This is a genomic window from Methylosinus sp. Sm6 (assembly GCF_019802345.1).
GTDB lineage: Bacteria > Pseudomonadota > Alphaproteobacteria > Rhizobiales > Beijerinckiaceae > Methylosinus.
Window position 1 is genome coordinate 62,480 of the sequence record NZ_JAINDZ010000008.1, and the last position, 18,617, is coordinate 81,096.

At 67.0% G+C, this 18,617-nt stretch carries 17 protein-coding genes; 10 read left to right on the forward strand and 7 right to left on the reverse strand.

The window, feature by feature from the left end; genetic code table 11:
* Positions 1 to 82 precede the first annotated feature (82 nt).
* From gmd to serA, 7 genes are all read left to right on the forward strand, one after another.
* Positions 83 to 1,069, forward strand: coding sequence for a GDP-mannose 4,6-dehydratase (gene gmd, locus K3F48_RS07560; RefSeq protein WP_222574813.1), 987 nt, complete (start codon positions 83 to 85; stop codon positions 1,067 to 1,069).
* Positions 1,069 to 2,085, forward strand: a complete 1,017-nt coding sequence (locus K3F48_RS07565; RefSeq protein WP_222574814.1) for a GDP-mannose 4,6-dehydratase — start codon at positions 1,069 to 1,071, stop codon at positions 2,083 to 2,085. Before gmd ends, K3F48_RS07565 begins: the two co-directional genes overlap by 1 nt.
* A 264-nt stretch (positions 2,086 to 2,349) precedes the next feature.
* On the forward strand, positions 2,350 to 3,822 hold the full coding sequence (locus K3F48_RS07570) for a glycosyltransferase family 1 protein (protein ID WP_255608598.1): 1,473 nt from the start codon (positions 2,350 to 2,352) through the stop codon (positions 3,820 to 3,822).
* 259 nt (positions 3,823 to 4,081) lie between these two features.
* On the forward strand, positions 4,082 to 4,633 hold the full coding sequence (locus tag K3F48_RS07575; protein WP_222574815.1) for a hypothetical protein: 552 nt from the start codon (positions 4,082 to 4,084) through the stop codon (positions 4,631 to 4,633).
* 133 nt (positions 4,634 to 4,766) lie between these two features.
* Positions 4,767 to 5,705 (forward strand): outer membrane protein, encoded by a 939-nt coding sequence (locus K3F48_RS07580; RefSeq protein ID WP_222574816.1) that lies wholly within the window; start codon positions 4,767 to 4,769, stop codon positions 5,703 to 5,705.
* A 311-nt stretch (positions 5,706 to 6,016) separates the two neighbouring features.
* Entirely contained in the window at positions 6,017 to 7,189 is a 1,173-nt protein-coding gene (locus K3F48_RS07585) for a phosphoserine transaminase (protein WP_222574817.1), read from the forward strand.
* A gap of 72 nt (positions 7,190 to 7,261) precedes the next feature.
* Entirely contained in the window at positions 7,262 to 8,848 is a 1,587-nt protein-coding gene (gene serA / locus K3F48_RS07590; RefSeq protein WP_222574818.1) for a phosphoglycerate dehydrogenase, read from the forward strand.
* 239 nt (positions 8,849 to 9,087) lie between these two features.
* Here the strand turns inward: serA and K3F48_RS07595 are convergent, their stop codons facing one another.
* Both K3F48_RS07595 and K3F48_RS07600 read right to left on the reverse strand, forming a co-directional pair.
* The gene (locus K3F48_RS07595; protein ID WP_222574819.1) at positions 9,088 to 9,270 is read right to left on the reverse strand and encodes a hypothetical protein; all 183 of its coding nucleotides are present in this window, start codon (positions 9,268 to 9,270) and stop codon (positions 9,088 to 9,090) included.
* A gap of 215 nt (positions 9,271 to 9,485) precedes the next feature.
* Complete coding sequence (locus K3F48_RS07600) at positions 9,486 to 10,370, reverse strand: tetratricopeptide repeat protein (protein WP_222574820.1); 885 nt, start codon at positions 10,368 to 10,370, stop codon at positions 9,486 to 9,488.
* Between the two features lie 476 nt (positions 10,371 to 10,846).
* Between K3F48_RS07600 and K3F48_RS07605 the strand changes: the two genes are divergently transcribed.
* The gene (locus tag K3F48_RS07605) at positions 10,847 to 12,181 is read left to right on the forward strand and encodes an Nramp family divalent metal transporter (RefSeq protein WP_222574821.1); all 1,335 of its coding nucleotides are present in this window, start codon (positions 10,847 to 10,849) and stop codon (positions 12,179 to 12,181) included.
* Positions 12,182 to 12,256: 75 nt separating this feature from the next.
* Positions 12,257 to 12,424 (forward strand): hypothetical protein, encoded by a 168-nt coding sequence (locus tag K3F48_RS07610; protein WP_222574822.1) that lies wholly within the window; start codon positions 12,257 to 12,259, stop codon positions 12,422 to 12,424.
* A 125-nt stretch (positions 12,425 to 12,549) separates the two neighbouring features.
* Here K3F48_RS07610 and thrS read toward each other — a convergent pair whose 3' ends face one another.
* Positions 12,550 to 14,481, reverse strand: a complete 1,932-nt coding sequence (gene thrS, locus K3F48_RS07615; protein ID WP_222574823.1) for a threonine--tRNA ligase — start codon at positions 14,479 to 14,481, stop codon at positions 12,550 to 12,552.
* 285 nt (positions 14,482 to 14,766) lie between these two features.
* Here thrS and K3F48_RS07620 point away from each other — a divergent pair, with 285 nt between their 5' ends.
* The gene (locus K3F48_RS07620; RefSeq protein ID WP_222574824.1) at positions 14,767 to 15,444 is read left to right on the forward strand and encodes a Spy/CpxP family protein refolding chaperone; all 678 of its coding nucleotides are present in this window, start codon (positions 14,767 to 14,769) and stop codon (positions 15,442 to 15,444) included.
* A gap of 52 nt (positions 15,445 to 15,496) precedes the next feature.
* Here K3F48_RS07620 and phoB read toward each other — a convergent pair whose 3' ends face one another.
* The 4 genes from phoB to pstA are packed head-to-tail and all read right to left on the reverse strand — an operon-like array spanning position 15,497 to position 18,614.
* Positions 15,497 to 16,240 carry a phosphate regulon transcriptional regulator PhoB gene (phoB, locus tag K3F48_RS07625; protein ID WP_222574825.1) on the reverse strand — a complete coding sequence of 248 codons (744 nt, stop codon included), beginning with the start codon at positions 16,238 to 16,240 and terminating at the stop codon, positions 15,497 to 15,499.
* On the reverse strand, positions 16,237 to 16,959 hold the full coding sequence (gene phoU, locus K3F48_RS07630) for a phosphate signaling complex protein PhoU (RefSeq protein WP_222574826.1): 723 nt from the start codon (positions 16,957 to 16,959) through the stop codon (positions 16,237 to 16,239). The genes phoB and phoU overlap by 4 nt, the downstream gene beginning before the upstream one ends.
* A gap of 33 nt (positions 16,960 to 16,992) precedes the next feature.
* Positions 16,993 to 17,778 carry a phosphate ABC transporter ATP-binding protein PstB gene (pstB, locus tag K3F48_RS07635; protein WP_222574827.1) on the reverse strand — a complete coding sequence of 262 codons (786 nt, stop codon included), beginning with the start codon at positions 17,776 to 17,778 and terminating at the stop codon, positions 16,993 to 16,995.
* On the reverse strand, positions 17,775 to 18,614 hold the full coding sequence (gene pstA / locus K3F48_RS07640; protein WP_222574828.1) for a phosphate ABC transporter permease PstA: 840 nt from the start codon (positions 18,612 to 18,614) through the stop codon (positions 17,775 to 17,777). The genes pstB and pstA overlap by 4 nt, the downstream gene beginning before the upstream one ends.
* Between the last annotated feature and the right edge of the window lie 3 nt (positions 18,615 to 18,617).

Below are 18,617 nucleotides of genomic sequence, written 5' to 3' on the forward strand. Positions count from 1 at the left end.
CCCACGAAGCGAGAACTCGCCCACGCGCCGGCGGGCGTCCGTGGGGTTTTCCCGGCGCGCGGTTTTCAAGGGGAATTCGTCGATGACGAGACGTGCGCTGCTGACGGGGATTACCGGACAGGACGGAGCCTATCTCGCACAATTGTTGCTGGGCAAAGGATATGAAGTTTGCGGCGTCATTCGCCGCTCGTCGCATCGCGGCGTCGAGGATCATCGACTGCGCTGGCTCGGCGTCGCCGACAAGGTGCGGCTGATCGACGGCGATCTCGCCGATCTGTCGAGCCTGCTGCGCATCGTCCAGGAGGTGCAGCCGCACGAGATCTATAATCTCGCGGCGCAATCCTTCGTCGCCTCGTCCTGGCGCCAGCCGGTCCTCACCGCCAACATCACCGCGGTCGGCGTCGCCAATATGCTCGAGGCGACGCGCATCGCCGCGCCGCAGGCGCGCTTCTATCAAGCGTCCTCCTCCGAGATGTTCGGCCTCATCCAGGAGCCGATGCAGAGCGAGAAGACGCCGTTCTATCCACGCAGCCCCTATGCCGTCGCCAAGCTCTACGGACATTGGATCACGGTGAACTATCGCGAGAGCTTCGGCCTGCACGCCTCCTCGGGCATTCTCTTCAATCACGAGAGCCCGCTGCGCGGCGTCGAGTTCGTCACGCGCAAGGTGAGCGACGGCGTCGCGCGCATCAAGCTCGGCAAGGCCAAGGAGCTGCGCCTCGGCAATATCGACGCCAAGCGCGACTGGGGTCATGCGCGCGACTATGTGCGCGCCATGTGGATGATGCTGCAGCAGGAGACGCCCGACGATTATGTCGTCGCCACCGGACGCACGACCACGGTGCGCGACATGTGCCGCATCGCCTTCGCCCATGCGGAGCTCGATATGGACGCGCATGTGGTGATCGATCCGGCGTTCTACCGCCCGGCCGAGGTGGACATTCTGCTCGGCGACGCGACCAAGGCGCGCGCCAGCCTCGGATGGGAGCCGCAGGTCCGCCTCGAGGAGCTGATTTGCGAAATGGTCGACGCCGATCTGGCGCGCGTCGCGCGCGAGTCGGAGAGCTGATGTCGCCGGCGCCCGACGCGACGCCGCAAGTCGAGGGAAGCGGCTATTCGCGCATTCTGCTGACCGGGGGCACCGGCTTCGTCGGTCCCTATCTGCGGAATGCGCTGGCCCGCGCCTATCCCCGAGCGCAGCGCTTCGCGCTGGTGCGGCCGGGCGAGACGTGTGCGGACGCGGCATGGCGGCCGCTCGTCGGCGACATCGTCGACGCGGAAGCGATGGAGCGCGCGATCGACGCCACGCGGCCCGATCTCGTGCTGCATCTCGCCGCGCAAGCCTCGGCCGCGCAGTCGCTGCGCGCCGCGGAGGCGACATGGCGCGTCAATTTTCTCGGCTCCTTTCATCTGGCGGCGGCCCTCGCCCGCCACGCGCCGACAGCGGTCGTGCTGTTCGTCTCCACCGCCGACGTGTACGGATCGCATCTCGGCGAGAGCCCGGCGAACGAAGACACGCCGGCAAGCCCCCTCAGCGCCTATGCGCGATCGAAGATCGCCGCAGAAGCGATGCTGACGGATGTGCTGCCGTCCTCGTCGCGGCTCGTCGTGGCGCGACCGTTCAATCACGCAGGGCCGGGACAGGATTTGCGCTTCGCTCTGTCGTCCTTCGCCGCGCAAATCGCGGCGATCGAGGCGGGACGCCTCGCGCCGCGAATCGACGTCGGCGATCTTTCGGTGCGGCGCGACTTCCTCGACGTGCGCGACGTCGTCGACGCCTATGTGCGGCTCGTCGCGGCCGCGCCCGGCCTGCCGCCGCGCAGCGTCTTCAACATCGCTTCGGGCGCGCCGCGCTCGCTGTCCTATATGCTCGACGCGCTGCGCGCCTGCGCGACGCGAAATTTCGACGTTGTCGTCGATCCGGCGCGGCTGCGCCCGGCCGATATTCCGGTCGCGGCCGGCGACGCCTCGAAGCTGCGCGCCGCGACCGGCTGGCGTCCCTCTCATTCCATCGAGGACACGCTCCGCGCCTTGCTCGACCATTGGCGCGCGCAGGAGTCGCCGGCCAAAGACGCCGCGCGCTAGTGGTCTGCTTCATCCGAATGAATGCTCGAAGGCCCCTCCCTCTCCCGCGAAGCGCGGGAGGGCTGGGGCGTGGACACATTCACTTTCATCGACGAGAGACCACTCTGCTCGCTCGTCCGCGCGCCATCGTAATCTCACGGATCGGGTCTTACGAATTGTGCGGGCGATCCGCTCACGGGCAGGATCGGCGCGTTCCGTCGAAGACCGAACGCCTCACGACGGAGACTGCGCGGCGTCGCCGCGCCCCAGCAATGGAGCCGTCGATTGTCCATCACGCCCGCGCTGCAATCGAATCTACGCGAGCGCGAAAGCGCGCCGTCGTCGCTTTCCGTCGAGGAGCGCTCCCTGCTGGAAGCGCATGTGAGGCTGCTCGAGCATCAGCTCGATTATGTGCGCGCCGAGATGCTGCATCTCGTGCATGAGCGCGATCTCATGACCTATTCGGCCGCCGGAAAGATCTATAAGCCTCTGCGACGCCTCGAGGCGCGGCTCGTCGACGGCTTTCAGGCCTTGCGCGGCGCGCGCCCCGAGCGCGCCGCCGCCACGGAGAACGCGCGCGCCAATGTCTCGCGCATCGCTCCCGCGGTCCGCCGCCTCGATGCGCGCCGGCTGCTCGTCGATGTCACCGCCACCGCCAAATATGACGCCGGCACCGGCATTCAGCGCGTCGCCAAGAAGGTCACGCAGGCGCTCTATCGCGACGACGCGCTGCCCATTCCCGCCCTCGCCGTGCGCTGCGAAGGCGGGCGGCTCTTCACCTGCCGGCGCTTCGTCGCCTCGCTCTGCGGCGGCGGCGCCGCGGAGGACGAGGAGGTCCGCATCGAGCCGGGCGATCGCTTCCTCACTCTCGCCGACAGCTGGAACGTGTTCGACGAATATGCCGGCGTCTTCGATCGCATTCATGAGGGCGGCGGCGCCGTCGTCTCCTGCATCTTCGATCTCATTCCGGCGCTGCATCCCTACGCCTGCCACGAGACCACGCCGCCGCGCTACAACGCCTGGCTCGCCCGCGCGCTCGTCGAGAGCGACGCCTTCCTCGCCATCTCGCGCACGGTCGCGCAGGAGCTCGCCGATTTCGTCGAGAGGCGCGGCGCGCCGCATCGGCGCGGGCTGAAGATCGGCTCCTTCGAGCTCGGCTCGGATATTTGCTCGGGTCCGGCTGCGGCGCCGCGCGAGAAGATCGCCGCGGCAGTGGGCGCGGCGCCTGTGTTCCTCTGCGTCGGGACGATCGAGCCGCGCAAGGGGCAGCGGGTGGCGCTGCGCGCCTTCGAGACGCTGTGGCGGGAAGGGCGCGACGCGCGGCTGGTTTTCGTCGGGCGGCGCGGCTGGTTCGATGAGGCGGTGATCGCCGAGATCACGGGCCATGCGGAGTTCGGCCGCCGGCTGTTCTGGTTCGAGGACGCGAGCGACGACGAGCTCGCCTTTCTCTACGATCACGCGACGGCGGCGCTGGCGCCCTCTTTCGCGGAAGGCTTCGGCCTGCCGATCGCGGAGGCGGCGCGGCGCGGCCGGCCGACGATCTGCAGCGATATTCCGGTGTTTCGCGAGGTGGGCGGCGAGGGCGCGCTCTATTTCGCGGTCAATGAGCCGCCCGCGCTGGCGTCCCGCATCGCCGACCTTTTGGACGGGCGCGCGAGCGGCGACCCGACGGCGACGAGCCGCTCCTCCTGGTCCGAGACCGCCCGCCGCATCGTCTCGGTGATCGCCGAGGACGGCTGGAGTCACAGCCTCTCCTGATCTTCAGGGTTCGACGAGGAAGATCCGCGCTCGATCTCCCCCTTTCTAGCGGACTCGAGAGCGGCGCCTCTCCGGCGCCGCTCTCGTTCGCCCGATGGCGCCGCGCGGCTCGCTGTTCCGTCGCGCCCCGAACCATGGTAGAGACGGGCGCAGCGTCAGCGACGCCTGCCCGAATGGCCGGCGACCCGAGCCTCGCGCGCTGCGACGGAAGAACCCTCGCGTTCTTTCGGCCGCGCTCCAACCAAGAATAGGCCGCCACATGTCGCTCTCTCTGCCCACGCTCAGCCTGCCGCCCGTGCCGAAGGCCGTCATCGACATCATGCGGCTCGAGGCCGGCCCCGCCGCCCTGCCGACCTCTCGGCTCTTCCTCGCCGCGAGCCTCGTCGCTTATACGGCGGGCGAGATCGGCCAGCAGCTCGTGAGCCAGGATATTCTTCCGGCGATCGCCTACGGCCTCGCCAGCGTGGTTCTGCTCGTCGGGGCGACCTTCATCGCTCTGCTGCTGGCCGGCGCCCGCGATCGCCTGTTCCAGACGCTCGCCGCGCTGGCGACCATCGGCGTGGTGCTCGCCGTCGTCGTCGTCGTCCTGCACTCCATCGTCGCCCAAGTGTTCCCGCCGCCGCTGCCGACGGCGCGGCTGGTCAACTTCCTGCTGTTCCCGCTGGTGTTGTGGAAGGTGACGCTGTTCATGTGGATCTATCGCCACGCGTCGCTGCGCTTCGTCCCGTCGCTCGCGGTGTCGGTCCTCTATGTCGGCTTCACCGTGTTCGTCCTCGCGCCGCTGCTGGCCCGCGCCTTCTCCTTCCTCTAACGGGAGAAGCGCGCTCCGAGAGAGGGAAGCTCGGGCGGCGGCATTAAGCCGCCATTAAGTATGATCCCTCATCCTTTGTTCATCTTCGCGCGAAACGCCGAGCGGTCGGCCGGCGCGAAGCGAGGATGAGCAGATGAAATTTCCCGCTTTCCGCGCCCTGCTGTGTTGCGCAGCGCTCGGCGTCGCCGCCGGCCCGGCGCGCGCCGCGGACATGCCTTTCTTTTCTCCTCCCGATGCGCCCATCGACGCGCAGGCCGAGCTCGGGACGGGCTGGTATCTGCGCGGGGACGTGGGCTACGCCAACATCACCTCCCCGCAGGTCATCGCCGACATCATCAACGCGACCGCGCGCACCGGCTCGATCTCCGGGTCGATCGGCGCCGGCTATCAATATAATTCCTGGCTTCGCACCGAAATCGCGCTCGACCGCTCGGTGATCCGGCCCAACGCCACCGGCAATCCGATCTGGTGTCCCTACACGGCGCGTCCGTTGAATTCGCCGACGATATACGATAGCGACACTGGCGAGGTGAAAATTCCGAGCCATCCGGCAGGCTACTCTTACGACCCGAACGAGACCTGTCAGGCGCGCACCACCGGAAACATGAGCCGGATCACGGGCCTCTTCAACGCCTATATCGATCTCGGCAGTTGGTTCGGTTTCACGCCCTATGTCGGCGCGGGCCTCGGCGCGAGCTATGTGCGGACGAGTGGGGCAGTTAGTTACTACAAGACCTCGGACGGTAGCCCCTACGCCGCCGATCTGTCTCCCACCGATGGCTATCCACTCGCCTGGATCAATCTCCAGAACGGCAACTATGAGAATCCCAACTTGGCCTGGGCGCCGCAAAACTGGAACCGCAATGTCAGCAAGAGCAGCTGGAAATTCGCCTGGGCGCTGTTCGCGGGCGCGAGCTACGACCTTTCGGAGAATTTCAAGATCGACATCGGCTATCGTTTCTTGAACTCCGGAAAATATACCGGGCTCGCGGGCTTCAGCGGCGCGACCCCGAAGAGCTATGACCTGATTTCGCACGAGGTGCGGCTCGGCGTGCGCGTCACCACCGACTGACCGGCCGGCCGCGACGCTCGCGGCGGCGCGGGTTTTGCCGGGTAATCGGGAGAAGGACTAAACACCCATCACCCTCGTCCTGAGGGGCCCGCGAAGCGGGCGTCTCGAAGGACGGCGACGGGGAGAAACCTTTGATTTCGCCCTGCGGCCGTCCTTCGAGACGCCGCCTCCGCCGGCTCCTCAGGACGAGGGTTGGGGATTTTATCCTTCACCCGATAGCCCCGGCGGGTTTTGCCCTCCGGCTTGACGCGAAGGCGTGTTGCGCGTAGCGCAGGCTCGAAAAATTATGCGCCCCGGGAGGCAACACCGAGATGTCGATCCAGAAGCCCGGCGTGAAGCCGGCCAATCCGCGTTTTTCTTCCGGCCCCTGCGCGAAGCATCCGGGCTGGTCGCTGGATAATCTCGCCGACGCGGCGCTGGGCCGGTCGCATCGCGCCCCGGCCGGCAAGGGCAAGCTTCGCCAAGCGATCGATCTCACCCGTGAGGTGCTGCGCGTCCCGGCCGACCACCGCATCGCCATCGTCCCCGCGTCCGACACCGGCGCGGTGGAGATGGCGCTGTGGTCGCTGATCGGCGCGCGCGGCGTCGACGTCGCCGCCTGGGAGAGCTTCAGCTCCGACTGGGTGACCGACGTCGTCGAGCAATTGAAGCCCGGCGCGGCGCGCAGCTTCGTCGCGCCGTTCGGCGAATTGCCCGATCTGTCGAAGATCGACTTCGACAATGATTTCGTCTTCGCCTGGAACGGCACCACCGCCGGCGTGCGCGTGCCGAACGCCGATTTCATCCCGGCCGATCGCAAGGGCCTCACCATTTGCGACGCGACCTCGGCCGCTTTCGCGCAGCCCCTGGATTTCGCCAAGCTCGATGTCGTCACCTATTCCTGGCAGAAGGTGCTGGGCGGCGAAGCGGCGCACGGGATGCTGATCCTCTCGCCGCGCGCGGTCGAGCGCCTCGAGAGCTACACGCCCGCCTGGCCGCTGCCGAAGATTTTCCGGCTGACCAAGAACGGCAGGCTCAATGAGGGCATTTTCGAGGGCGAGACGATCAATACGCCTTCGCTGCTCTGCGTCGAAGATTATCTCGACGCGCTGCAATGGGCTCAGTCGATCGGCGGCCTCGACGCGCTGTTCGCGCGGGCGAACGCCAATGCCGCCGCGGTTTCCGCCTGGGTGGAGACGACGCCCTATTTCGCGCATCTCGCCAAGGACCCGGCGACCCGCTCCAACACCGGCGTCTGCCTCGTCTTCGGCGATCCGGCGGTGGCCGCGCTCTCGCGCGAGGCGCAATGGACGCTGGCCAAGCAGGTCGTCGCCCTGGTCGAGAAGGAGGGGGCGGGCTTCGACTTCGGCGCCTATCGCGACGCTCCCCCCGGCCTGCGCATCTGGTGCGGCGCGACGGTCGACGCCGGCGATGTCGCGGCGCTGACCCGCTGGATCGACTGGGCCTATGCCGAGGCGCGCTCGCAAATGGCCAAGGCGGCTTGAAAGCGGGCGGCAGGATCGCGATTTCTAAACGTGGGGACGAAGCGGGTCTGACGCTCGCCGCAGGAGGCTGCGATGCCGCCGCGCGTGCTCATATCCGATTCGCTCTCGCCTTCCGCGGTGCAGATTTTCGCCGCGCGCGGCTTGGATGCGGATTTCCGGCCCGATCTCGGCCGGGACCGCGAGACGCTGCTGCAGATCATTCGCGACTATGACGCGCTGGCGATTCGGTCGGCGACGCGGGTCGACGCCGGTCTGCTCGCGCGGGCCGGCCGGCTGAAGGCGGTCGGCCGCGCCGGCGTCGGCGTCGACAATGTCGATGTCGCGGCGGCGACGGCGCGCGGCGTCGTCGTCATGAACACGCCCTATGGCAATTCGATCACCACCGCCGAGCACACGATCGCGCTGATGATGGCGCTCGCCCGGCAGATCCCTGCCGCCGACGCCTCCACGCGCGCGGGAAAATGGGAGAAGAGCCGCTTCATGGGCGTCGAGCTCGCGGGCAAGACGCTCGGCGTGATCGGCTGCGGCAATGTCGGCGCCAATGTCGCGACGCGGGCGCTCGGCCTTTCTATGCGCGTCATCGCCTATGATCCGTTTCTCACGCCCGAGCGCGCCGAGGAGCTCGGCGTCGAGCCGGTGGCGCTGGACGCGCTGCTCGCCCGCGCCGATGTCGTCACGCTGCATACGCCGCTGACGACGAAGACCCGCCATATTCTGAACGCCGAGAGCATCGCGGCCATGAAGCCCGGCGCGCGCATCGTGAATTGCGCGCGCGGCGGACTCGTCGATGAGGCGGCGCTCGCCGCGGCGCTCGATTCGGGCCGCGTGGCGGGCGCCGCGCTCGATGTGTTCGAGTCCGAGCCGGCGCGCGACAACCCGCTCTTCTCGCGCGCCAATGTCGTCTGCACGCCGCATCTCGGCGCGTCGACGCTCGAGGCCCAAGAGAAGGTCGCGCTGCAGATCGCCGAGCGCATCAGCGATTTTCTCACCCGAGGCGAAATCGTCGACGCGGTGAATTTCCCCTCCGTCGGCGCCGAGGAGGCGCCGCGGCTCGCGCCTTACATCGTGCTCTCCGAGCGGCTCGGCTCTTTCCTCGGCCAGTCCGCGCGTGGCCCGTGCGAGCGCGTCTCCATCCTCTATGAGGGCGCCGCCGCCGAGCGAAATGTGAAGGCGCTCACCGCTGCGGCGCTCGCCGGCCTGCTGCGGCCGATTCTCACCGAGGCGAACATGGTCTCCGCGCCGGCGCTCGCCAAACAGCGCGGCATGATCGTCGACGAGGTGACGCGCAGCGCCAGCGGCGACCATGAAGCGCTGATAACGCTGACCGCCTGGACGAAAGAAGGAGAGCGCTCGCTCACGGGAACCGTGTTCCAGCATGGCGAGCCCCGCATCGTCGCGATCGACGGCGTCAGGCTGGAGACGGCCTTTTCGCCGCGCATGATCTTCGTGTCCAGCGAGGACAAGCCGGGATTCATGGGGCGCTTCGCCGGCCTGCTGGGCGAGGCGGGAGTGAATATCGCGACCTGCGCTCTGGGGCGGGATCGGCCGGGCGGCTCGGCTCGCGCGATCGTAGGGATAGACGAGCCGGCGCCGGAAAATGCGATTGCGCGGATCGCCGCCCTGCCGGGCGTGCGCTTCGCCGCCCGTCTCGAATTCTAGCAGATCGGGGAGCGCTTTGGAGAGCGAGCCTGCAGGCTCGCGGTCCGACCGAGGCCCAGGACGCGAGCCTGCAGGCTCGCACCGGGGAAAACGTCTTCCTCCTCACTCCGCCCCGCTGTCGCGACAACGAGGCGGAGGAGGCGGATCGAGTAGCGACTTTTCTTTAAAAAAAGTCGGCGATCAACGCCAAGCCGCGAGCTTCCGAAGAGAGCCGCAGTCGGATGGGCGAAGGATCGTCGTTACTGAATCATCTTCACAGTGCGGCCGACGCCGGCATCCGGGCCGTTGCCCGTGCCGTTGGTGCCAGCCGGAGAAATCCAGTCCGGAACCTTCGTCAGCATGATGATGACAAAGGCGACAATCCCGACCAGCCACAGGACGGTCTTGCCGATCTCCGAGCTGTTGTGTCCGATGGTTGACATGTGACGATCCTCCGAATTTGCTGTGTTATTTTGTTGTACTTGATGCGCCGCATCGGCTATCAGCCTACACCAACTCTCCGGGGGATACAATGTGGCATGAGGGCGCGCGACGAGATTTCACAGGGTGGGCTTCGGCGCGAGCGCAGCGCGCGACAGCTTGCTCCGAAACGGCGCAGAGGGCACGGGTCGGGCGGCTTTCATCATGGAAACCGGGCTCAGTCGCGGTGGGCGAGGTAGAATTCGAGCAGAGCGACAGCCGCCTTGCGGTCGGCTTCGCTGGCCCGCGCCAGGGCGCTCGCGTGCAGATCGACGATCCATTGGTCGGATTGCCGATCACCCGCGGTCTCGCGCGCCAGCGTGAGATACATGAGGCCGCGGGCGCGCTGCGGCGGGCCGCCGGCCTCGCCGTTGAACAGCAGATGTCCGAGCAGCGCTTGCGACGGGGCGTGGCCCTTGCGGGCCGAGAGATCGAGCCAGTTCGCCGCCTGGCGCGCATCCTTAACGACGCCATTGCCGTCCAGATACATGCGCGCGAGGTTATATTGCGCGTCGGCGTTGCCGAAATAGGTGGCCGCATAGCGGAACAAATCGAAGGCGCGGCTGATGTCGGGCGCGACCTGCGCCGAGGCGATGCCCTCGAGATAATAGACGCCGACGGCGACGAAGGCGCCGGCCGCCATCAGCCGCTCGCGCGGGCTCGGCTCGTCCTCGGCGAAATGCTCGACGAGCTTGGAGAAATAGGAATAGGCCTTGGCGTCGTCGCGCGCGACGCCGTCGCCGTCCGCATACATGCGGCCGAGCTTCCATTGCGCGAGCGATTCTCCGCCGTCCGCCGCATAGCGCAGCGCCTCCAGCGACTTCTTCGTATTGCCGGCGTGATAATTCTCGAGGCCGATGCGCAGCGCCGCGCGCGGGTCCTTGAACATCGGCAACGGCGCGGTCACCGCGGCGACATTGCGCTGCTCGGACGCGTCGAAGGCCGACGCGCGAGGCCCGACGAGAAACAGGCTGGCGACGCAGCAGCCGAGCGCGATCCCGCGCTTTCCGCGACGCCCGCCGGGCCGCATCGTCGACGCAATCCGATGAAGAAACGCCATCATATCCGGCTTCGACTTTCTGACACGGCAGCCGCCCGCAGACGACCCACTCGAACGCTTTTCCAGGGCGCCGCGTCCCGAAACGGGGCGCGGCGGACATCGAAGCGAACGCGCCCATCCCTCCGTTGCGATGAGCGCCCCGGAAGTCGTCTACGTGTCCTCGATGACCTTGTGACGGCGCCGAGATTAGCGCAGCGTTTATGGCTGAAAAGGGGCGTCTGGCTGTTATCGCCGCGTGCGAAAACTTATCTCGGCGACTGTTGCAACAAGGTCACAAATTTCACGGCGGCGCCGCATGTTTTCGCTTCCGTCCTGCGCTCGCGGCTACGCGTTGCGCCGCCCCCCGACGCCGAGTGTCCGCCCTTGCGTGCTCGAGTTGCTGGCGCTCACGGCGCGGGCGACCTATATGATCGCGCCAGATCGCGGAGGCGCCCGGCCGAGCCGAGACGAGCCGCGCGCGTCCGTCGGAGCCGAGCACGATGCGATCCGCAGCCGCCACCCCTGCTCTCGACAAAACATTCGCCGCGGCGAGAGGCGACATGCGCCGCTCCGTGAGCGTGCCGTCCGATTCCGCCGGGCTGCGCCGCCTGTTCATTTTTCTCGGCCCCGGCTATCTGGTCGCCACCGGCTATATGGACCCGGGCAATTGGGCGACCGCGCTGGCCGGCGGATCGAAATTCGGAACGGCGCTGCTGTTCGTCGCCGTGCTGTCGAGCCTGATGGCGATCGTGCTGCAATCGCTGACGGCGCGGCTCGGCCTCGGCGCCGGGCTCGATCTCGCCTCCGCCTGCCGCGCGCGCTTTCCGCGCCGCGTGACCTTCGTGCTGTGGCTGCTCGCCGAGGCCGGCATTCTCGCCACCGACCTCGCCGAGGTGATCGGCACGGCGATCGGCCTGCAATTGCTGTTCGGCCTGCCGCTCGCCGCCGGCGTCGTGGTGACGCTGCTCGATACTTTCCTCGTTCTCGCCTTCGAGCGGGCGGGCTTCCGCATGATCGAGCTGTTCGTCGTGGCGATGCTCGGCGTCATCGCCCTCTCCTTCGGCGCGCAGCTGGCGCTCGCCGAGCCCAGTCTCACGGAGATCGCGGAAGGGCTCGTCCCGACGCGGGCCTTCTTCGAAAATCCCGAGATGCTCTATATCGGCCTCGGCATTCTCGGCGCGACGGTGATGCCGCACAATCTCTTCCTGCATTCTTATATCGTGCAGACCCGCGCGGTCGGCGCCTCGCTCGCGGAGAAGCGCGAGGCCATCGATTTCGCCGTCGTCGACAGCACCCTCGCCTTGATGATCGCGCTCGTCATCAACGGCTCGATCCTCGTGCTGGCGGCGGCGGCCTTCCACGCCGCCGGCCATACCGAGGTCGCCGAGCTCGGCGAGGCCTATCGGCTCCTCGCGCCGCTGCTCGGCGCGCCGATCGCCGCCAAGCTGTTCGCCGTGGCGCTGATCGCCTGCGGCCTGAACTCCACGGTGACGGCGACCCTCGCCGGGCAGATCGTGATGGAGGGCTTCGTCCATATTCGCATGAGGCCGGCCCTGCGCCGACTGGCGACACGGCTCATCGCGCTCCTGCCCGCCGTCGCCGTGACGATCGTCGCCGGCGAAACGGCCACCGCCCGGCTGCTGGTGCTGAGCCAAGTGGCGCTGAGCCTCACTCTGCCCTTTGCGGTCGCGCCGCTCGTCTGGTTCACGGCTTCGCGGCGCATGATGGGCGAGCTGACCGCGCCACGCGCGACCACCGCCGTCGCCGCGATCATCGCGGCCGCGATCATCGCGCTCAACGGAAAGCTGCTGCTGGACGCGGCGACGGGGCGATAGGCGACGCATCTCCCGGCCGCCGCTCTGGCGCCCGCTTCGCATGTCGCCCGATCATCCTGTGACGAAGGCGGTCAGATGACAGTGGCGCAACTGCTCGAAGCTCTCAAAGACATGCCGGCCGACGCCGTGGTCGTGCTGGAAGGCGACGGGGCCTTCGCCCGCCTCGCGCGCATCAATTTCGAGAAGAGCCCGATGGCGGGCCTGCCGGATGAGGTCGTCCTCTCGACGGATGCGGAGGAATGAGCGAGCCTGCTGCAATCACAGGCGTCTCCTTCCCCCGCGTCGCGCACGGCTCCGCGGAGCCGCGCCGCACGCAGATGTCGTGAAGGGAATGGGCGGAGCGGGCGAAGGAGCGCGCCCCTCGCGCCTTATTCCTTCACATCCGGCGGCGTCGCCTCGGCGGCGAGCGCGGTCAGCGCGTCTCCGAGGCTCGCAGAGCTTTGCGCCTGCGAGCCGAGGCGGCGGATCGAGACGGTGCGCTCGGCAGCCTCCTTCTTGCCGACGACGAGAAGAACCGGGACCTTCGCCAGCGAATGCTCGCGGACCTTATAGGTGATCTTCTCGTTGCGCAGATCGAGATCGACTGCGAGGCCGAGCTTGCGGGCCTCCGCAGCCAACTCCATCGCGTAATCGTCGGCGTCATGCGTGATGGTGCAGACGACGATCTGCAATGGCGACAGCCATAGCGGCAGATGGCCGGCGTAATGCTCGATCAATATGCCGGTGAAGCGCTCCAGCGAGCCGAACATGGCGCGGTGAATCATCACCGGCGTCTTCTTCTCGCTGTCCGCGCCGATATAGAAGGCGCCAAAGCGCCCCGGCAGATTGAAGTCCACTTGCGTCGTGCCGCATTGCCACTCGCGGCCGATGGCGTCGCGTAAAGTATATTCGAGCTTCGGTCCGTAAAAGGCGCCCTCGCCCGGATTGACGCCGGTCTTGAGGCCGCGGGCCTTCAGCTCGTCGAGCACCTTGTAGAGCGCCGCCTCCGCCTTGGCCCAGGCGTCATCGGAGCCGACATGCTTCTCCGGCCGGGTGGAGAGCTTCACCACCACATCGTCGAAGCCGAAATCCTTGTAGATCGTCAGGATGAGGTCGTTGATCTTCAACGCCTCCTCCATGATCTGATCCTCGTTGCAGAAGATATGCGCGTCGTCCTGCGTGAAGGCGCGCACGCGCATCATGCCGTGCAGCGCGCCCGACGGCTCATAGCGATGCACAATGCCGAATTCGGCGATCTTCACCGGCAGGTCGCGGTAGGACTTGAGCCCATTCTTGAAGATCTGCACATGGCCGGGGCAGTTCATCGGCTTCAGCGCGAAGATGCGCTCGTCCTCGGTCTTGGTGAGGAACATGTTCTCGCGATAGGTCTGCCAATGGCCGGAAGTCTCCCACAGGGCGCGGTCGAGCACTTGCGGCGTGTTCACCTCGCGATAGCCCGCGGCCTTCTGGCGCCGGCGCATATAGGAGACGAGGCTCTGGAACAGAGCCCAGCCCTTCTCGTGCCAGAAGATCGTGCCCGGCCCCTCCTCCTGGAAGTGGAACAGGTCCATCTCGCGCCCGAGGCGCCGATGGTCGCGCCGCTCGGCCTCCTCCAGCCGATGCAGATAGGCGTCCAAGTCTTCCTGCTTGGCGAAGGCGGTTCCATAGATGCGCGAGAGCATCGGATTATTGTGATCGCCGCGCCAATAGGCGCCCGCCACCTTCATCAGCTTGAAGGCGGTTCCGACCTTGCCGATCGACGGCAAATGCGGCCCGCGGCAGAGATCGAGCCAATGCCCCTGGCGGTAGATTTTCAAATCCTCGCCGCCGGGAATGCTTTCGATCAGCTCGCGCTTGAACGCCTCGCCCTTGGCGGTGAAGTAAGTCTTGGCCTGATCGCGGCTCCAGACTTCCTTGGTGATCGCGGCGTCGCGCGCAACGATCTCGCGCATCTTCTTCTCGATGGCGGGAAGATCATCCGGCGTGAAGGGCTCGGCGCGATAGAAATCATAGTAGAAGCCGTTCTCGATCACCGGGCCGATGGTGACCTGCGTGCCGGGGAACAGCTCCTGCACCGCCTCCGCCAAAAGATGCGCGCAGTCGTGGCGGATGAGCTCGAGCGCCCGCGGGTCCTCCCGGCCGACGAATTCGATTTTCGCGTCGCGGTCGATGGGGTCGGCGAGGTCGCGCAGTTCTCCGTCGAGCGCCATGGCTACGGTTCGCTTGGCGAGAGAGGGGGAAATGCTCTTGGCGACGTCGAGGCCGGAGACGCCCGGCTCGAATTGACGGGACGCCCCGTCGGGGAAAGTCACGGCGATCATGTCGTCTCCTTTGCGCCCACTCGCCGATACGAATCGGCGTAAGTCGCTGAAAACGGGCAGGGCCCGAACGGCGCCCTGATTACGAGCAGACGCGGCGCTTGGCAATGGAAAAGGGCCGCAGGCGGGCGCCGCGCTGGGGCAAGATGCCACAGTAACGAGGCGCGATCACCGCCATTAAATCACAGATCGGCAATGTTGAACCATCGGGAGCTCGCAGGAGGCCACAAGGATAATGCGCGAGTTCGAGGCGCAGTGAAGCGGTTTGCAGCAGAGGGAGGAATTCGAATGAGCGCGATCTCTAACCGCAAATGGACCGCCGCGACTGCGGCGCTGTTGCTGGCCCTCGGCGGAACCGCCGCGGCGCAGCAATGGGGGGCTGCGCCCGGCGCAACGGATCACAGCGCGTCGGGCCATGATCATTCCAGCGGCGGAGCGGATCAAGGCGGCGGAGAGCACGGCGGCATGGGTCACGGAGGAATGGGTCACGGGGGAATGGGCGGCTGCGGCATGGGGCATGGCGGCATGAGTCACGGCGACGCCGCCAAGGGCGCCGATGGCGAGCCGAAGCGCGAAGGACAGGACAAGCACGGCGGCATGATGATGAGGCGCCTGTGCGGCGCCGGCGAGCACATCGAAGGCCGGCTCGCCTATCTGAAGGCCGAGCTGCAATTGACCGGCGCGCAGGCGCCGCAATGGACCGCCTTCGCCGACGCCTATCGCGCGGCCGGACAGAAGGTCGCTCAATATTGCGCCGCTGCGAAGGATCACAAAATGCCGAGCGGCGTGCTGGAACAGTTCGGCATGATGGAGCGCAACATGACCGCCCATCTCGATTCGGTTCGCGCGATCAAATCGGCGGCGGAGCCTTTGTTCACCGTGCTGACCGATGAGCAGAGGAAGACCGCCGAGGAGGTCATGACCGGCGAGATGGGCCTCGGCACGGGAGGCATGGGCAAGCTCTGAGCTGCCGGCGCGCCCGTGCGACGACGCAAGCGCGGCGCCCCTGCCGCGCGCGTCAATTGCGCCCGAAAGTCTCGTCGAAGGAATAGCCCGTTCCGCGCACGGTCCGGATCGGGTCCTTCTCGCGGCCGCGGATGATCGCCTTGCGCAGCCGGCCGACATGCACGTCGACGGTGCGTTCGTCGATCTCCGCCGAAAGGCCCCAGACGCTGTCGAGCAATTGCGCGCGGGAGAACACGCGGCCGGGCTTCTCCATCAGATATTCGAGCAGGCGGAATTCCGTCGGCCCGAGATGGATCTCGCGGCCCGCGCGCTTCACGCGGCGCGTCTCGCGGTCGAGATCGATGTCGCCGGCGACGAGCCTGGTCGCGACGCGCTCCGGCCGCGCGCGGCGCAGCAGCGCATGCACGCGCGCCATCAGCTCCGGCGTCGAGAAGGGCTTCACCACATAGTCGTCGGCCCCGACTGAAAGCCCGCGCACGCGCTCGTTCTCGTCGCCGCGCGCGGTCAGCATGATGATCGGCATGGTGCGCGTGTCGTCGCGGGCGCGCAGGCGCCGGCAGATCTCGAGGCCGGAGACGCCCGGCAGCATCCAGTCGAGAATGACGAGGTCCGGCAGAGATTCCGAAAGGCGGATCTCCGCCTCGTCGCCCCGCTCCACATGCTCGACCTGAAACCCCTCAGCCTCGAGATTATAGGCGAGCAGGAGGGCGAGCGCCGCTTCGTCCTCGACGACGAGAATGCGCGGCGCCCGGTCGTTTGGCGCCTCGCGAGACGCCGAGACGCGGACTTCATTCATAGCGACTGCTCTTTCGCCTCGTCGGCCGGCGTCGCAGGCTTGCCGCCCTTGGGCCGCTCGGTCGGCATGGATTCGCCGGTCACGAGATAGACGATGGTCTCGGCCACATTGGTGGTGTGGTCGCCGATCCGCTCGATGTTCTTGGAGCAGAACAGCAGATGCGTGCAGAAGGAGATGTTGCGCGGATCCTCCATCATGAAGGTGAGGAGGTCGCGAAACACCGAATCCTCGAGCGCGTCGAGCTCGGTGTCATTGGCCCACACGGTCTTGGCCCGCTCCACGTCCCGCTGCGCATAAGCGTCGAGCACGTCCTTGAGCTGCAGCGAAGCCACTTCCGCCATCGTCTTCAGCCCGATGATGGCGCGCGGCACGCGCGCCTCGGCGAGGATTTTCACCGTGCGCTTGGCGATGCTCTTGGCGAGGTCGCCGACCCGCTCGAGGTCGGCGGCGATGCGCATCGCCGCTATGCATTCGCGCAGGTCGACGGCGAGCGGCTGCCGCCGCGCGATGGTGAGGATGGCGCTCTCCTCGATCTCGCGCTGCAGCGCGTCGAGCCTGGTGTCGGTGGCGACGACGCGATGCGCGAGCTCCGTGTCGAAATTGGCGAGGGCGTCCATCGCCTCGCCCAACATCTTCTCGGCGATACCGCCCATCTCGGCGATGCGGCGGCCGAGCGCCTCGAGATCCCGGTCGTAGGAACTGACGATATGTTCGCTCATGGTGTCGTCCTCATGCGCGTTGCGGCGCGCGCGTCAGCCGAAGCGGCCGGTGATGTAGTCTTGCGTCTTTTTGTTCTGCGGAGCGGTGAACAGAGTGTTCGTCTCGCCGAATTCGACGAGGTCGCCGAGATACATGAAAGCGGTGAAATCCGAGACGCGGGCGGCCTGCTGCATGTTGTGGGTGACGATGGCGATCGTGTAGCGCTCCGACAATTCGTCGATGAGCTCCTCGATCTTGGCGGTGGAGATCGGATCGAGCGCCGAGCAGGGCTCGTCGAACAGGATCACCTCCGGCTGAATGGCCACTGAGCGGGCGATGCACAGGCGCTGCTGCTGGCCGCCCGAGAGGCCGAGGCCGCTCGAAGTGAGCTTGTCGCGCACCTCGTCCCACAGCGCGGCGCCGCGCAGCGCCGCTTCGACTCGGCCGTCCATCTCGCTGCGCGAGAGCTTCTCGTAGAGGCGGATGCCGAAGGCGATGTTGTCGTAGATCGACATGGGGAAGGGCGTCGGCTTCTGGAACACCATGCCGACGCGCGAGCGCAGCAGATTGAGGTCGATGCCCGGGTCGAGAATATTCTCGCCGTCGAGCAGCACCTCGCCCTCGGCGCGCTGCCTCGGATAGAGGTCGTACATGCGGTTCAGAACGCGCAGCAGCGTGGATTTGCCGCAGCCCGACGGGCCGATGAAGGCCGTCACCTTATTGGTGTAGAGCGGCAGCGAAATTTTCTTCAGCGCGTGCGACTGGCCGTAATAGAAGTCCAGATTGCGCACCGAGACCTTGGTGGAGGTTTTCGTCTCGATCACCGGCATGGCGGTCATTTGTAATTTCCTCGGCTGCTGAGCGCGCGCGCGCTGATCGACAGGAGAAGAACGGCGATCGTGACCAGCAGGGCGCCGGTCCAGGCCAGCTGCTGCCAATCCTTGTAGGGCGAGAGCGCGAATTGGAAGATGACGACGGGGAGGCTCGACAGGGGCGCGTTGAGGTCCGTGCTCCAGAATTGATTGTTGAGAGAGGTGAACAGCAAGGGCGCCGTCTCGCCGGAGACGCGGGCGACCGCCAGCAGCACGCCAGTGATGATGCCCGATTTCGCCGCGCGATAGGCGACGCGCAGCAGCATATGCGAGCGCGGCAGGCCGAGCGCCGCCGCCGCCTCGCGCAGCGGGCCGGGCACCAGCAGCAGCATGTCCTCCGTGGTGCGCACGACGACCGGCACGACCAGCACCGCGAGCGCGATCGCGCCGGCAACGCCCGAGAAATGTCCGACCCGCGCCACCACCACCGTATAGACGAAGAGGCCGATGACGATGGACGGCGCGCTGAGCAGAATGTCGTTGATGAAGCGCACGACTGTCGAGAGCTTCGAGTAGCGGCCGTATTCGGCCATATAGGTGCCGGCCAGCATGCCGAGCGGCGTGCCGACGACGACGCCGATGGCGGTCATCACCAGCGAGCCGGCGATGGCGTTGAGCAGGCCGCCGCTCGAGCCGGGCGGCGGAGTCATTTCGGTGAAGACGGCCGGCGTGAGGCCGCGCGCGCCCTCATAGATCAGCGCGCCGAGGATCAGCACGAGCCAGCTCAGCCCGAACAAAGTGCCGGTCCAGCACAACGCCTTGGCGACGGCGTCGACGCGGCGGCGGTGGGAATAGAGGGACAAGGG